Consider the following 13727-nt stretch of genomic DNA (forward strand, 5'->3'; position numbering starts at 1 on the left):
AATTCATATGGAAACGGATGGAAAGACCCTTCGCCGCGGCTGGACCACGGGCACCTGCGCGGCAGCCGCCACGAAGGCGGCCTGCGCCGCCCTTCTGACCGGCGAATTTCCTTACCCTGTCGAGGTCGAACTTCCAAGCGGCGCAAGGCCGGCCTTTTCCCTCGCGACAGAGGAAAAAGGTGAAAACTTCGCCCGGGCCGGCGTCGTCAAGGATGCCGGAGACGATCCCGACGTCACCCATGGCGCCCTGATTGAAAGCACGGTTAGATGGGGAGAACCCGGAAGCGGCATCACCTTCAAGGCCGGCAAGGGCGTCGGCACCGTTACCCGGCCGGGCCTGCCGCTGCCGCCGGGAGAACCCGCCATCAATCCGGTGCCCCGCAAGATGATCGAAGCCGCCATTCGCGAAGTGGCGGGAACGGATGCCGATTTCGAAGTCGAGATTTCCGTTCGTGACGGAGAAAGACTGGCGGAAAAAACCCTGAATGGCAGGCTCGGCATTCTCGGCGGCATTTCCATTCTCGGCACCACCGGCGTCGTCATTCCATTTTCCTGCTCGGCCTGGATTCACTCCATCTGGCGCGGCATCGATGTGGCGCGGGCGACCGGCTGCACCCACGTCCTCGGCGCGACCGGCAACACTTCCGAAAAAGCCGGGCAGGCGCTGTATGGCCTGCCTGAGACGGCGCTGATCGACATGGGCGATTTCATCGGCGGCATGCTGAAATATCTGCGCAGCCACCCGGTCGAGCGGGTGACGATTGCCGGCGGCGTCGCCAAGATGACCAAGCTCGCCCAGGGCATGCTCGACGTGCATTCCAAGAAAGGCCTTGCCGACCTTGAAGCACTGGCGGCTTTGGCCACGGAGGCGGGAGGGGATGACAATCTCGCCATTGCCATCCGTCAGGCCAATATGGTCGCGCACGCCTTTCAGCTGGCCGAAAGCGCGGGAATAGACCTCGGGGCGACCGTTGCGGAAAAAGCCTGGGTAACCGCGGCGGCGGCGCTGAACACGCCGGCCATCGCGCTCGATATCGTGGTTTTCGATCGTCAGGGCGCGCTCAAGGGGCGCACCGCTTCCACACCGTCGCATCAGCCCGCCGCATCTTCTTTCGGAGAACGGAACCGGCGGACATAGTCGGTACTATAAAGCGCGCTCTCGCGAAAATCCGTCGAGGCAAGCCCGCGCCCGACAAAGATCAGCGCCGTGCGCTCCACCGGCTCGGCTGCAAGCCTGCCCTCAATATCGAACAGCGTGCCGCGAATGACTCGCTCATCCGGCCAGGAGGCGCGCACCACGATGGCAACGGGGCAATCGGACCCGTAAAGCGGGGTCAACTCCTCCACCACCTTGCCGATGGCATGGATGGCGAGGTGGATGGCAAGTGTCGTGCCCGTTGCGCCGAAAGCCTTCAGCGTTTCACCGTCAGGCATCTTCGATGCTCGGCCGGAAATGCGGGTCAACACAAGGCTCTGCGCCACTTCCGGCACCGTCAGTTCCCGCTGCAGGGTGGCGGCAGCGGCGGCGAAGGAGGGCACGCCGGGCGTGACGGTATAATCGAGACCCAGCCGCTCCAGCCGGCGAATCTGCTCACCCATGGCGCTCCAGACTGAAAGATCACCGGAATGCAGCCGCGCCACATCCTTGCCTTCCTTTGCCGCCGCCACAAATTCCGCCTCGATTTCATCAAGCGAAAGTGCAGCCGTATCGACGATGCGGGCACCCGGCGGGCAATAATCGATCAAGGCCTTCGGAACCAGCGAACCGGCATAAAGACACACAGGGCAGGCAGCGATCAGATCGCGCCCACGCACCGTGATGAGATCTGCGGCACCCGGACCGGCGCCGATGAAATGAACCGTCATTCTTCTTCTCCGTCTTCAATGGCGTAGTCGTTACCACGTGGCGCGTTGTCCGTCGTTGCGATAGCCACAGTTACCTCACCGACGATGAGGCGGGGCGCAACCAGCCGTGCACCTGCTCCAGCTGCCGCAAGCGCCGAGGCTTCACTGACGCTGGGCGTTCCGGCGTGATCGAGGCTGGCCTGTGAAAATGTCATCGTCTCGGCGGCAACTGCCTCAAGCCGTTCCTGCGTTACGATTTCAAGCGACAGCGACAGGGCTTTCGCCGCTTCCGCGAAGCCAGCTTCCCCGGCCTTGAGCGGAGCAGTCGCCAAAGAGTCAACCGTCATGCCAGAGGCCCGCTCGGCGGCGCGTATGGCCGCGATGATCGCATCCGAAGCAGCACCTTTGCGGCAGCCTATACCAGCCACGGTCACCATGGCTTGACCCAGCTCCATTGCGTCACCGGCATGGCCGGACGCCAGCCTGACATGGAACCGACAGCCGCTACGCGTGAAACCTCCAGCCGGATCATCGAACCGCCAAACCGCGCATTCGCATCTAGCAAGACCGCTTCCATTTCCAGCGTCACCGCATTGGCGACCAGCCGCCCACCGGGTTTCAGCGCCTCCATGGCAGCCTCGAACACACCTGCTTCGCTGCCGCCACCGCCAACGAAAATGGCATCCGGCGTGGGCAAGCCTTCAAAAGCTGCCGGGGCCACGCCGATCATGACTTCCAGCCCCGGAACACCAAAAGCATCGGCATTGCGGGCGATCCGTTCCGCCCTTTCCGGATGTTGCTCTATGGCGATGGCGCGCAGCGAAGGATGCGACAGCATCCATTCGATGCCGATCGAGCCGGAGCCCGCACCAATGTCCCACAGCAATTCTCCACGCCGGGGTGCCAGCGATGAAAGCGTCACCGCCCGGATTTCACGTTTGGTGATCTGCCCGTCATGTTCGAACAGGCTGTCATCGAGCCCCTTAGTGAACGGCAGGACACGCGCATCCTCATCCGCCACGACATCAATCGCCACCACATTTAGCGGGTCGATATCATCAAAGGAAAAATCAGCCGCCCGGGCTTGCCGCCGCCTTTCACGCGTTCCGCCCAATGCCTCGAGCAGAATGAATTCCGACCGGCAGAAACCGGACTCGGCCAGTAACCCCGCAATCAAAGCGGGGTCACGCTCATCCGAGGTCAGCGCGATGATCCGCGCACCGGGATGCAGATGCGGCCGCAAAAGATCGATGGAACGCCCGTGCAGCGAAACGCATTCGGCCGATTGCAGCGCCCAGCCAAGCCGTGCCGCAGCCAGAGAAAAGGCGGAAGGCGAGGGATGGCAGACAGTCTCCCCGGAGGGAATCCGCCGCAGAAGCGTAACACCGACGCCATAGAAAAACGGATCGCCGGAGGCGAGCACACAAACCCGGCGGCCACGCAATGCGAGAACACCGCTCACCTCCACATCGAACGGCACCGACCACGGGCGCGCCTCGCCCTGAATGGCCGCAGCCGCCAATTCCAGATGACGTTTGCCACCAAAAACCACCTCCGCCGCTTCGATTGCCCGGAGTGCATTTTTGCCGAGCCCTTCAAGCCCGTCCTCGCCTATGCCGACGATGGAAAGCCACGGCTCTTTTTTCTTTTCAGTAGAAGAACTGGCCGTTCCGGAATATTCAGACGTCATGACACGCTCCATACTCATCCTTGGCGGTACGGCGGATGCCCGCATTCTGGCCGGCAGGCTGGCAGAGGACTCCGGCTACCGAATTCTGCTGTCCATGGCGGGCCGCACGCTCTCGCCGGTCGAACAACCGGTACCAATGCGCAGTGGCGGTTTTGGCGGCGCGGCGGGGCTGGCAGATTTCATCCGCTCCGAGGGCTTCGATATTCTGGTCGATGCCACCCATCCCTATGCAGCGAGAATTTCCGCCAACGCGGTTGCAGCGGCAAGGCTGGCCGACATTCCGCTCGTCGCGCTTTCGCGCCCGGTCTGGCAGTGCCAGCCGGGTGACAGGTGGCAGAGCGTCGACACCATCAAACAGGCCGTTACCGTGCTCGGAGATGAAACCAGGCGTGTATTTCTGGCTCTCGGCCGCCAGGAGCTTCTTCCCTTCGAAGCCGCACCCCGGCACAGCTATCTCATCCGCAGCGTCGACCCCGTGGAGCCGCCGCTGAATGTACCGGATGCGCGCTACATCACCGCGCGCGGCCCCTTTGCGCTGGATGACGAAATCCGCATGCTGAAGGACAACCGCATCGAGACGGTGGTTTCCAAGAATTCCGGTGGCAGCGCCAGTTACGGCAAGATTGAAGCGGCGAGACGGCTTGGCCTGCCGGTCATCATGATTGAGCGGCCGCAACCTCTCGGCGACGCGCCCCTGAAGGGCGCGACGGTGCCGGACATAGCGTCTGCGCTCACCGCCATCCGCCATCAGCTCTCCCTTTTCGAAAACCGCGGCGAATAGACGATCGGTTCCTTGCCGGAACGCTCGATCAGACGGGTTTCCACCGAACCGACGATGATACAGGTGGCCATATCAGCCATATCGCTCGATGCTTCCGACAGGGGCACGACCCGAATGCGCTCATCCGCCCGACCTGCGGCGCGACCGAAGATCACCGGCACCGAGCCGGGCAGATGCGCACGCAAAAGATCAAAAGCAGTGCCGAGCTGGTGCGGCCGCGCCTTGCTGACGGGATTATAAAAAGCCATCACGAATCCGGCTTCCGCCGCCGCGATCAGCCGCTTTTCAATGATGCCCCAGGGCTTGAGATTATCAGACAGCGAAATGGCGCAGAAATCATGGCCCAGCGGCGCGCCTGCCTTTGCGGCAACCGCCAGCATGGCGGTCACACCCGGTACGACGGAAAAATCGATGTCACGCCATTCGGCCGGGCCATTTTCAATCGCCTCGCAGATAGCCGCTGCCATGGCGAAAACGCCGGGGTCGCCGCCGGAAACCACGCAGACCTTGCCACCTTCGGCCGCAAGCCGCAGCGCCTGTTCGGCGCGGGAAATTTCCTCACGGTTATCGGAGGCATGGCGGCGCTGGTGAGGACCAAGCGACAGGCGGTCGAGATAGGGGATATAACCGAAGAAATCTTCCGAAACTTCGACGGCAGCCCGCGCTTCCGGCGTTACCTGCGCTGCACTGCCGGGGCCGAGGCCGACGACGATGAGGCTGCCGGTCATGGCTTTTCACCTGTAGAGGGTCTGGTTTTCCAGCCGGGAACCAGAACCAGCGAAAAATAGGGGGCGGGCGATGCGTCACGCTCGATAAGCGGCACCGCATGGCTGTTTGCCATGGTGCCGCGTTCCACATAAAGCGCCTCGCTGAGCTTGCCGGCCATTTCAAGCGCCCGACGGATTTTCGGCAGGTTGCGCCCGACTTTCATGATCACGGCCCCATCCGTGCCGGAAAGACGCTCCGCGAGAACATCTTCCGCAAGCGTTCCGGGAAGCACGCTCAAAATGTCGTCGCCCTGCACCAGCGGCAGCCCGGCCATGGACCAGCAGCCGGACATGGCGGTGATACCCGCAACCACCTCTGCATCATAGGACGGCGACAGCCGCAGATGAAGGTGCATGTAGGAGCCATAAAACAGCGGATCGCCTTCCGAAAGCACGGCCACATTGCGCCCGGCCTCGAGATGGGTGGCGATGTCTTTCGCCGACTGATCAAAGAATGCGGCGATCGCGCCGCGATAATCCTCGCCGTTCTTGTCGCTTTCGACGGTCACCGGATAGACCAGCGGCATTTCCAGCGTGCCGGGGCGGATAAAGGCTTCGACAATGCCGCGACCATTACCGCTGCCGCCCTTCTTGCAGAAAAAGGCAAGCACATCGGCATTTTCGATGGCACGCACCGCTTTCAGCGTCAGAAGCTCCGGATCGCCCGGCCCGGTGCCGACACCGACCAGTTTACCCTTGGCATGTTCAAAAAGAGCCGCACTCACAGGCCTGCCCTCGCAACCGCATTGATGGCGGCCGCCGTCATGGCCGAACCGCCCATGCGCCCCTTGACGATGGCATAGGGAATGCCGAGCGCGCTTGCCTCCAGCGCATCCTTCGATTCCGCCGCGCCGACAAAGCCAACGGGCATGCCAATGATGGCGGCAGGACGCGGCGCACCCTTTTCCAGCATCTCGAGAAGATAAAACAGCGCCGTCGGCGCATTGCCGATAGCCACCAGAGCGCCCTCCAGATGATCCGCCCAGAGATCGAGTGCGGCGGCAGAACGCGTATTGCCGATCTTTTTCGCAAGCTCCGGTGTGCGTGGATCACGCAACGTGCAGATGACAGCGTTATCGGCCGGAAGCCGGGCGTGGGTCACACCATGGGCAACCATTTGCGCGTCGCAGAGGATGGGCTTTCCGGCCAGTAACGCACCCCGTGCAGCGGCAACGAAGTCAGCCGAGAAACGGAAATGGCTGGCCGCTTCCACCTGCCCGCAAGCGTGGATCATGCGAATGGCGATATCCGCCTGCTCTTCGGTAAAGGCGGATAAATCCGCTTCTTCACGGATAATGGCGAAGGAGCGCTCGTAGATCGCATTGCCATCGCGAATATAGTCATAGTCGGTCATCGGTCATCCTGTCGAAGCGCCGCACCAATCACTTGCCCGCCCAGGCGGGCGAGCAGGGTGGCGGCGTTTTCACCGGGCTTATGTTCTTTTTCGTAAAGACGGGCAAGCCGCGAAAGCGCCGTCCTCTGCTGTGCGAAAGGTAAAATCCCGTCGGGCGGGTCGCCGGCGCGGCCGGAAACGGAAAAGGCAAGACCATCGACCGTGCCGCAAAAGGCCAGAAGCGACGGGGCAGGGTGCGCGCAGCCTTTGCCACAGCCGGAAATATGCAGCGTGAAAGAACCGTCGAGCAATGAAGCGCATTCCCGGGAGGCAAAGGCGGCCAGTTCATGGGTGGGAAGAAAAGCCGATGCACAGCCCGGCGCGCCGGGACAGACGGCAATGGAAGATCGCGCATCGCCGGCCTCGGTAACGAAACCACTTGTCCCTGCAGCCTCAAGCAACGCATCGCAAGCAGATTTCGATCCGAAAAATAGCATGCTATGGTTTGGTGATGGCCGCAAGACCCTGATGTCGAGCATATCTGCCTCCTGGCAGAGACGCGATAAATCCGAGCCTCGAACCTGTCCGAAGGCAGGCGCGACACCGGCGGCAAAAAGACCCATGCCCGCCGCCATCAATCCCAGCAGCGAAGAAGGTGCCTGGACGGCCTCGCTCTTTATCACCCGATCCAGCAGCCGATCACCACAAACCGATTTGATGATCGAAGCGTCCAGATCGCGGCCACGGGCGAGCGGCCCCTTGCCGGCGAGATAAAGGAGAAGCGACAGGACGACATCCGCTGCCGCATCCGTTTCGACCAATCCCGCATTCAGCGCCTTGCTTTCCGGCCCACCGACAAGCAATTGCCAGAAAATCTGGCTGCCCAGCCGGATCGCTTTCAGGCGAATATCTGCGAGTAATTCCCCCATGGAGAGATATCCGCCGCCATCGATGATGATGGAAATCTTGGCGGCGAGCTTTTCATGAAGAGCGAGCCGGTGGGCCTCTTTCCGAATCTGGTCGGCAAGAAAACGGCCATCGGCGATTTCCACATCGTCCCGGCCGGCAAGAGGCGAAGTCTCGACCGCCAGCCCTTCGCGCAGCGGCAGGCCAAGCGCCAGCACATCCTTTTCCAAGGCGCATGCGCTTTCCGGCGTCAGGCCACGGAACTGGAGGCTGCCGCGTGCGGTGATGTCGAGCAGCCCATTGCCGTGCCGCTCGGCGAGATCACAAAGTGTCACCATCATACGGGGCGAGATATCCGCCTCGAAAGCTACTCGCGACAGAAAACCATCGCCGGTCCGCATGGGTGCCGAGAGCGCCGGGCAAAGACCGCGGCGACCGAATGGCTGAACGGGATCGGCAGCAGCAGCCATCATGCGCCCACCCTTTCGGAACGGGGCATGATCAGCATTTCAAGCTCCGCATCCACCGCATTTCGCCGGCTGTGCCACAGGCCGCGACGGCGGGCGGACAGGAAACGTTCGGCCATCACCTGTGCTGCCTTCGGATTTTCCCGCAGGATGAAATCGCGCACCTCCTCATTGCCGAAATAGGCATCATAAAGCGCCTCTATCAGCGAAGAGGAAACCACATGGGTGGTTTCGGCAAAACCAACGAGCCTATCCACCGTTTCGGCAAATTCCGCCGCTCCGCGTGGGCCATGCCGCATTTGGCCGGCAATGAAGCGCGGGTTGACGGCGCGTGCGCGCGCTACCCGCGTCAGCGCCTGCGTCATCGACCTTGCACGCGGGCGTGCCGGATCGGTCGTATCCAGCGCTACAATATCGGCTACACCACCCAATGCTGCCTTCGCAGCAGAAAAGCCGCCGATGAAGGCCACATCGGAAGAACCGTCAAGAAGATCACGGCCGGGGTCGTCGCCGGTATGGACAAGGAGATCGGCCCGACGTACCAGCTCCACAAAACCGGCATCTTCAAAAATCTCCAGCCCGTCAGCACCGCCGAAAGCATGGCTTGCCGCATCGAGATAGGCCTGCCCCAGTTCCTCGCGTTCGTCCCATTTTCCGCTGGCGAGTTTTTCCTCGATACCCGCGCCATAGGTGCCAGGCGCGGAGCCGAAGATGCGCGCCGGAACATGCCCGAGCGCGGCCGCCTCTTCCGCCAGCGGATTGTCGCCCGGCGCCTCATCCCGCCGCGCCACGGCCTTGGCAGCCGTATCAAGCAGCGCGATCAGTGCCGGAAACATGTCGCGAAACAGGCCGGAAATGCGAAAGGTGACATCGACCCGCGGCCGCCCGAAGCTCGCCGGCGGCAGAACCTCGATGCCGGTAACGCGGCCAGTCGCCGGGTCATGGATCGGCCTTGCGCCCATCAGATGCAGCGCCTGCGCCACATCCTCACCGCCATTGCGGAGACTCGCACTGCCCCAGAGATCAAAAACCAGATGTTTCGGCCAGTCGCCATGGCTTTGCAGATGATGGCGCAGCACCTCCTCACCCGCCATGCGACCCAACTCGAAAGCCGTCGGCGTCGGCATGGTGCGCGGATCGGCAGCATAAAAATTACGCCCGGTGGGCAGCACGTCGAGCCTTCCGCGCGCGGGTGCGCCGGAAGGGCCGGGGGGGATGTGACAACCGTCGAGCGCGGCAAGCAGCGCGGCTTTCTCCGCCTTCGCGCTTTCAAGCCTCAACGGATCGGCCTCGCCTTCCGGGCAGCGGCCGAAAATATGTTGACCATCCTTGATGGCGAAATCCTTGAGGTCGCAGAGAAAGGCGTCGATGCGCGACAAAGCCGCATCGGCATCGTCCTTCGCACCCACGCCCGCCTCTGCCGCAAGCCCGGTTTCCAGCGCCTTTTCAACGATCAGTTTCGCCAGCCGATCGCGGCGGCGGCGATCCAGCCCATCGGCCTGCGCATATTCGTCAACCAGTTGTTCCAGAGCCGATTGTTCCGGCGAGAGCCCGGCATTGACCAGCACCGGCGGAACATGGCCGATGGTCACAGCCGCAATCCGCCGTTTTGCCACCGCCGCCTCGCCGGGATTGGAGACGATAAAGGGATAGACCACCGGCAGCGGACCGGTGACGATTTCGGGAAAACAATCGCGCGAAAGCGCCACCGTCTTGCCCGGCAGCCATTCCAGCGTGCCATGCGCGCCGACATGCACGATGGCGTGTGCAGCCGCTACCCGCTGCATCCATGTGCCGAAAGCGACAAGCGCGTGACGCGGCGGCAGGGCAGGATCGTGGTAATCCACCCGCCGATCCTCATTGCGACCCCGGTCCGGCGCAAGCGCCACGAAAACATTGCCAAAGCGGGCAACGCGAAAGCGGAATGCGCCATCAACAAGCACATCGTCACTTTCCGCAGTTCCCCATGTTGCATTCAGGGCAGTTGCGGCAGCGGCCGGCAATGCGGTCAGGAAATCGCGATAGTCAGAAAGATCGACCGTCGCTTCCTGCTGTTCAACGCAGTCGAGCAACGCTCGCGCCGTGTCTGGAATATCCGACACCGCATATCCTGCATCAGCAAGATCGCGCAGCATTTCAAGCACGCTTTGCGGCACGTCCAGACCGACGGCATAACCCGTGCGCCCCGGCGCCGCACCCGGATAATCCGGCATCAGAATGACAATACGGCGATCCTGCGGCGGCGCCTGTTTCAATCGCAGAAATGCCCCGATGCGGTTCGCCACCTGTTCAATACGATCCGCTTCCGGCACATTCAGGAGGCTGGCACCGCCATCCGCCCGCGCCTGCTTGAACGAAATCGCCCCGGCGAGAATCCGGCCATCCAGTTCCGGCAGAACCACGTGCATGGCAAGATCAGAGGGGTTGAGGCCACGCGCATTTTCCGCCCAGCCATCACGCCGGGTGGTTGCCATCACCACCTGAAAAACAGGGACGCCGAGGCGGTCGAACAGCGTCCGTCCGTCCTCATCCGTCTGACTGGCAAAGGCGGTCGCAGCAATGATGGCGGCAGGCTGCAGGTCAGGCAACACACTTTCGAGAAAACGGATCGCTTCCCCGTCCTTCAGGCCGCTGACGAAAATCGGCAGTGGCGCAAAACCGTGCCCGGAAAGTGCGTGGAAGAGCGCATCCACGGGTGCTGCATCAGCCGCCAGCAGCATCGAGCGGTAAAAGAGAATGGGCAGTATGGCTGCATCGGCTGGAAAACCGTCAATGGCTTCCGCTTGACTGACAACACCATGCCCGGGCCGATAAAATCCGGCCTTCGGCAGACGCTCGGCCTCGATATCCGGCCACGCGCCATCGTTTGCCAGAGCCGCAAGATCAGTTGCAAGGCTGCCCATATTCGCCCTTCCCCCTTCCCGGAAAAAGGAAAGGGCAGAGGCCAGTATCTGCCTGTCCACGGTCGAGGCCGCTTCGAGCTTTTCGTCCCTGTCGCTGCATTCGCCCGGCAAAAGCAGAAGCTTGATGCCGCGCCGTCGGGCCATCATGGCAAGCTGATCGACGCCGTAGCGCCATCGATCAGCTCCACCGAGAATCCGGATAAGGATAACACGGGCATGCTCCGCCGTCTTTTCGATCCACAGATCGACCGACATGGGGTGCCGAAGCTCGGAGAGGTTGGCGGCGGAGAGCGATGGGAGCGCATCTCCAGCCTGCCGCCACGCCCTTTCCAGCCCGGCAAGATCGCTTGCCGAAAAAGACAGCATCACCACATCCGAACGGGGCTGGTTGAGATCAACCGGCTCGATCAGATCGTCCAGGGACGAGGATGTGGTGGCGAGAATATGCATCTAAGGCATTCCCAGTAAAAGTCCGTAGCGGTCAGGCGGCCAGCATCTGCTCGATCTTTTCGCGGTTGATGCCCTTTTCACCAATGATAACGAGCCGGCTGCGGCGTTCTTCACCCGCCGCCCATGGGCGATCATAATAGTGATTGACGCGGCTGCCGACCGCCTGCACCTGCAGGCGCATCGGCTTTGCGGAAACTTCGATGAAACCCTTGATGCGCAGGACATTTTCCGCAGCCGCCGTCTCGGCGATGCGGGCTGCCAGCGCCTCCGGGTCGCTCACGGCCGGCAGGTCGATGACGAAGCTGTCGAAATCGTCGTGTTCATGGTCGAACGCGCCATCGTGATGGGTACGGCGGTTTTCAATATCCTCTTCCACCGCAAGGCCAAGGCCGATCAGCACGGCAGGATCGATGGCACCATTCGACGCGACGACGATCTTCGCCGCCCTCGGCAGATGTTCGAGCACATGAGCCTTCGCCTTCTCGAGACCGGCACCATCGAGAAGGTCGGCCTTGGTCAGCACGATAAGATCGGCGCAGGCGACCTGATCCTCGAAAACTTCCTCTACCGGATCATCGTGATCGAGCGCCTCGTCATTGGCCCGCTGGGCGGCAAGTGCTTCCATGTCGTGGGCAACCTGTCCCTCGGCAAGGGCTGCGCCATCCACCACGGCCACCACGGCATCCACCGTCACGCGGCTCTTGATCGCCGGCCACTGGAAGGCCTGCACCAGCGGCTTCGGCAGGGCGAGACCGGATGTTTCGATGAGGATATGCTCCACTTTCGGCTGGCGGCTGAGGATTTGTTCGATAGCGGGCTGGAAATCATCCGCCACCGTGCAGCAGATGCAACCATTGGCCAGTTCGACGATGTTTTCTTCCGGGCAGCTTTCAATGCCGCAGCCCTTCAAGATTTCGCCATCGATGCCGATATCGCCGAATTCATTGACGATGATGGCAAGCCGCTTGCCATCCAGCTTTTCGAGAAGGCCGCGCAGCAGCGTGGTTTTTCCGGCCCCCAGAAAGCCGGTGACGATGGTGCAGGGAACGCGGTCCAGAAGGGTGCTCATGATCTCTCCTCGGTAAAATCGAATGGGGGAATGCGCGCCACCAGGCCGCGCTTTAACGGTTCGGGGCGGCCGCGCCAGGGCATCAGGCCATCGGGGGCGGCGGCCAGCAGCCTTGCGCCAGTCAGCAGGTCTTCAGCGTCACCGGGTGTCAGGCCGCCGAACACATAGGACCAGCCATCGGCGCTGCGCAGAACGGCGCTGAGGCCACGCTTGCAATTGGCGAGGCAATTGACGGAACGGACGGCAATTCCGGATTCCTCCGCCCTCGCGATGGTGGCATCGGCAAGACGTGAACCGGGACGCGGTTCGGCATTCGGATCGGCGTCATCGCGACAGCTTCGGCAAACGAAGACAGTCACGCCGGATGCTGTTTCATCCTGCGTGTTTCCGCCTGCGCCTGCAGATGTCGCTGAAATATCCAAACCGTCCCGCTTCCCGCGCCATTAAAAAAATATTCGGGGGTGCGGATATCGAAAACGGCACGCGGACAGGCGCAAACCGGCTGTTCGATCTGACCGACTAACCGGAGCACCCCGCCCGGCAGACGTTTTTTCCTGAAACGGCAGGTCTCCTGGCTTGCGGCTCGATCAACACCCGGACACCGCCTTCCCGAACCCATCTTCAAAGGTCCAGTGGCTTTACGGTGCGGGCTTACCGCTTACAGTTGCGGGGGCAGCCACGGAGTAACCCATTTTCCGGGTGGAACCGTGTTCCCTCTTAGCTTTTCCCGTTGCCGGGAAAAGACCGTCAGTTCGTTACCCTTAGGCCGAACGGACGTAAGGGTCAATGCCGGGGGCCTGCGGCCGGCACATTGCCGGGTGCGGCAAATTGGGTATAGTCGCCGCTCCGAATGGCGGGCACACCGGTTCCCGCGCAGCTGGATGAGAAGGAACATGCAATGACACGCGACATCAGCGACAGCGAAGCCGAACGCCACCGGCAGAAAATGGTCAACCGCAAGACGGTACAGGATGCCGAAGTCGCGGCAAAAACCATCGAAAAAGGCCTGCTGATGATCAATACCGGCCCCGGCAAGGGCAAGTCCACGGCTGCTTTCGGCCTTGCGCTACGCATGCTCGGCACCGGGCGGCGGGTCGGCGTCGTGCAGTTCATCAAAGGCGCATGGTCGACGGGCGAACAGCAGGCCCTGACGCTGTTCGGCGACAAGGTTGTCTGGCGCACCATGGGCGAGGGTTTCACGTGGGACACGCAGGATCTGAAGCGCGATGTTGCCGCAGCCACGAAGGCCTGGGAAGAAGCCAAGGCCCTGATGGCCGACGAAACCATCGGCCTCCTGATCCTCGACGAACTGAACATCGCGCTACGTTACGACTACCTGCCGCTGGAAGACGTCGTTGAAACCCTGTCCAGTCGCAGGCCCGATCTGCATGTCATCGTCACCGGTCGCAATGCCAAGCAACCACTGATCGACGCCGCCGATATGGTGACGGAGATGACGCTGGTGAAACATCACTTCAAGGCGGGTGTGAAGGCGCAGGCCGGGATAGAATTCTGA

The 13727-nt window shown here is 62.1% G+C and carries 13 protein-coding genes and 1 riboswitch; of the genes, 3 read left to right on the plus strand and 10 right to left on the minus strand.

The features are described from left to right. Nucleotides 1-7: 7 nt before the first annotated feature. A complete protein-coding gene (locus JZX88_RS18145; RefSeq protein ID WP_206914343.1) occupies nt 8-1138 on the plus strand; it encodes a cobalt-precorrin-5B (C(1))-methyltransferase in 1131 nt (376 codons plus the stop codon). On the opposite strand, the gene cobM is transcribed toward JZX88_RS18145, so the two are convergent. From cobM to cbiE, 3 genes are read right to left on the minus strand one after another with little or no spacing between them, the layout of a single operon-like run. Continuing rightward, the gene (gene cobM, locus JZX88_RS18150) at nt 1093-1866 is read right to left on the minus strand and encodes a precorrin-4 C(11)-methyltransferase (RefSeq protein WP_206914344.1); all 774 of its coding nucleotides are present in this window, start codon (nt 1864-1866) and stop codon (nt 1093-1095) included. The two genes, JZX88_RS18145 and cobM, sit on opposite strands and share 46 nt — an antisense overlap. After that, nucleotides 1863-2282 (minus strand): cobalamin biosynthesis protein, encoded by a 420-nt coding sequence (locus JZX88_RS18155; protein WP_206914388.1) that lies wholly within the window; start codon nt 2280-2282, stop codon nt 1863-1865. Before JZX88_RS18155 ends, cobM begins: the two co-directional genes overlap by 4 nt. Beyond that, a complete protein-coding gene (gene cbiE, locus JZX88_RS18160) occupies nt 2276-3535 on the minus strand; it encodes a precorrin-6y C5,15-methyltransferase (decarboxylating) subunit CbiE (protein ID WP_206914345.1) in 1260 nt (419 codons plus the stop codon). Before cbiE ends, JZX88_RS18155 begins: the two co-directional genes overlap by 7 nt. Between cbiE and JZX88_RS18165 the strand changes: the two genes are divergently transcribed. After that, entirely contained in the window at nt 3534-4316 is a 783-nt protein-coding gene (locus JZX88_RS18165) for a cobalt-precorrin-6A reductase (protein ID WP_206914346.1), read from the plus strand. The two genes, cbiE and JZX88_RS18165, sit on opposite strands and share 2 nt — an antisense overlap. On the opposite strand, the gene JZX88_RS18170 is transcribed toward JZX88_RS18165, so the two are convergent. The 7 genes from JZX88_RS18170 to JZX88_RS18200 are packed head-to-tail and all read right to left on the minus strand — an operon-like array spanning nt 4283 to nt 12633. Then, complete coding sequence (locus JZX88_RS18170) at nt 4283-5044, minus strand: precorrin-3B C(17)-methyltransferase (RefSeq protein WP_206914347.1); 762 nt, start codon at nt 5042-5044, stop codon at nt 4283-4285. The two genes, JZX88_RS18165 and JZX88_RS18170, sit on opposite strands and share 34 nt — an antisense overlap. Next, nucleotides 5041-5808 (minus strand): precorrin-2 C(20)-methyltransferase, encoded by a 768-nt coding sequence (locus JZX88_RS18175; protein ID WP_206914348.1) that lies wholly within the window; start codon nt 5806-5808, stop codon nt 5041-5043. Before JZX88_RS18175 ends, JZX88_RS18170 begins: the two co-directional genes overlap by 4 nt. After that, nucleotides 5805-6437, minus strand: a complete 633-nt coding sequence (locus tag JZX88_RS18180) for a precorrin-8X methylmutase (RefSeq protein ID WP_142858329.1) — start codon at nt 6435-6437, stop codon at nt 5805-5807. Before JZX88_RS18180 ends, JZX88_RS18175 begins: the two co-directional genes overlap by 4 nt. Further along, the gene (gene cobG / locus JZX88_RS18185) at nt 6434-7792 is read right to left on the minus strand and encodes a precorrin-3B synthase (RefSeq protein WP_206914389.1); all 1359 of its coding nucleotides are present in this window, start codon (nt 7790-7792) and stop codon (nt 6434-6436) included. The genes JZX88_RS18180 and cobG overlap by 4 nt, the downstream gene beginning before the upstream one ends. Continuing rightward, the gene (gene cobN, locus JZX88_RS18190; RefSeq protein ID WP_206914349.1) at nt 7792-11142 is read right to left on the minus strand and encodes a cobaltochelatase subunit CobN; all 3351 of its coding nucleotides are present in this window, start codon (nt 11140-11142) and stop codon (nt 7792-7794) included. Before cobN ends, cobG begins: the two co-directional genes overlap by 1 nt. Before the next feature lie 31 nt (nt 11143-11173). Further along, nucleotides 11174-12211 (minus strand): cobalamin biosynthesis protein CobW, encoded by a 1038-nt coding sequence (gene cobW, locus JZX88_RS18195; RefSeq protein ID WP_206914350.1) that lies wholly within the window; start codon nt 12209-12211, stop codon nt 11174-11176. Next, complete coding sequence (locus JZX88_RS18200) at nt 12208-12633, minus strand: DUF1636 family protein (protein ID WP_206914351.1); 426 nt, start codon at nt 12631-12633, stop codon at nt 12208-12210. Before JZX88_RS18200 ends, cobW begins: the two co-directional genes overlap by 4 nt. A gap of 121 nt (nt 12634-12754) precedes the next feature. After that, nucleotides 12755-12975: riboswitch (cobalamin riboswitch) on the minus strand. Nucleotides 12976-13109: 134 nt separating this feature from the next. Between JZX88_RS18200 and cobO the strand changes: the two genes are divergently transcribed. After that, a complete protein-coding gene (gene cobO, locus JZX88_RS18205; protein ID WP_142858334.1) occupies nt 13110-13727 on the plus strand; it encodes a cob(I)yrinic acid a,c-diamide adenosyltransferase in 618 nt (205 codons plus the stop codon).

This window comes from Agrobacterium sp. OT33 (genome assembly GCF_017313365.1).
GTDB lineage: Bacteria > Pseudomonadota > Alphaproteobacteria > Rhizobiales > Rhizobiaceae > Agrobacterium > Agrobacterium rhizogenes_A.

Coding starts and splice junctions, on each gene's coding strand:
- JZX88_RS18145 (WP_206914343.1), top strand. CDS start 8: ATGGAAACGGATGGAAAGACCCTTCGCCGCGGCTGGACCACGGGCACC.
- cobM (WP_206914344.1), bottom strand. CDS start 1,866: ATGACGGTTCATTTCATCGGCGCCGGTCCGGGTGCCGCAGATCTCATC.
- JZX88_RS18155 (WP_206914388.1), bottom strand. CDS start 2,282: ATGGTGACCGTGGCTGGTATAGGCTGCCGCAAAGGTGCTGCTTCGGAT.
- JZX88_RS18165 (WP_206914346.1), top strand. CDS start 3,534: ATGACACGCTCCATACTCATCCTTGGCGGTACGGCGGATGCCCGCATT.
- cbiE (WP_206914345.1), bottom strand. CDS start 3,535: ATGACGTCTGAATATTCCGGAACGGCCAGTTCTTCTACTGAAAAGAAA.
- JZX88_RS18170 (WP_206914347.1), bottom strand. CDS start 5,044: ATGACCGGCAGCCTCATCGTCGTCGGCCTCGGCCCCGGCAGTGCAGCG.
- JZX88_RS18180 (WP_142858329.1), bottom strand. CDS start 6,437: ATGACCGACTATGACTATATTCGCGATGGCAATGCGATCTACGAGCGC.
- cobG (WP_206914389.1), bottom strand. CDS start 7,792: ATGGCTGCTGCTGCCGATCCCGTTCAGCCATTCGGTCGCCGCGGTCTT.
- cobN (WP_206914349.1), bottom strand. CDS start 11,142: ATGCATATTCTCGCCACCACATCCTCGTCCCTGGACGATCTGATCGAG.
- cobW (WP_206914350.1), bottom strand. CDS start 12,211: ATGAGCACCCTTCTGGACCGCGTTCCCTGCACCATCGTCACCGGCTTT.
- cobO (WP_142858334.1), top strand. CDS start 13,110: ATGACACGCGACATCAGCGACAGCGAAGCCGAACGCCACCGGCAGAAA.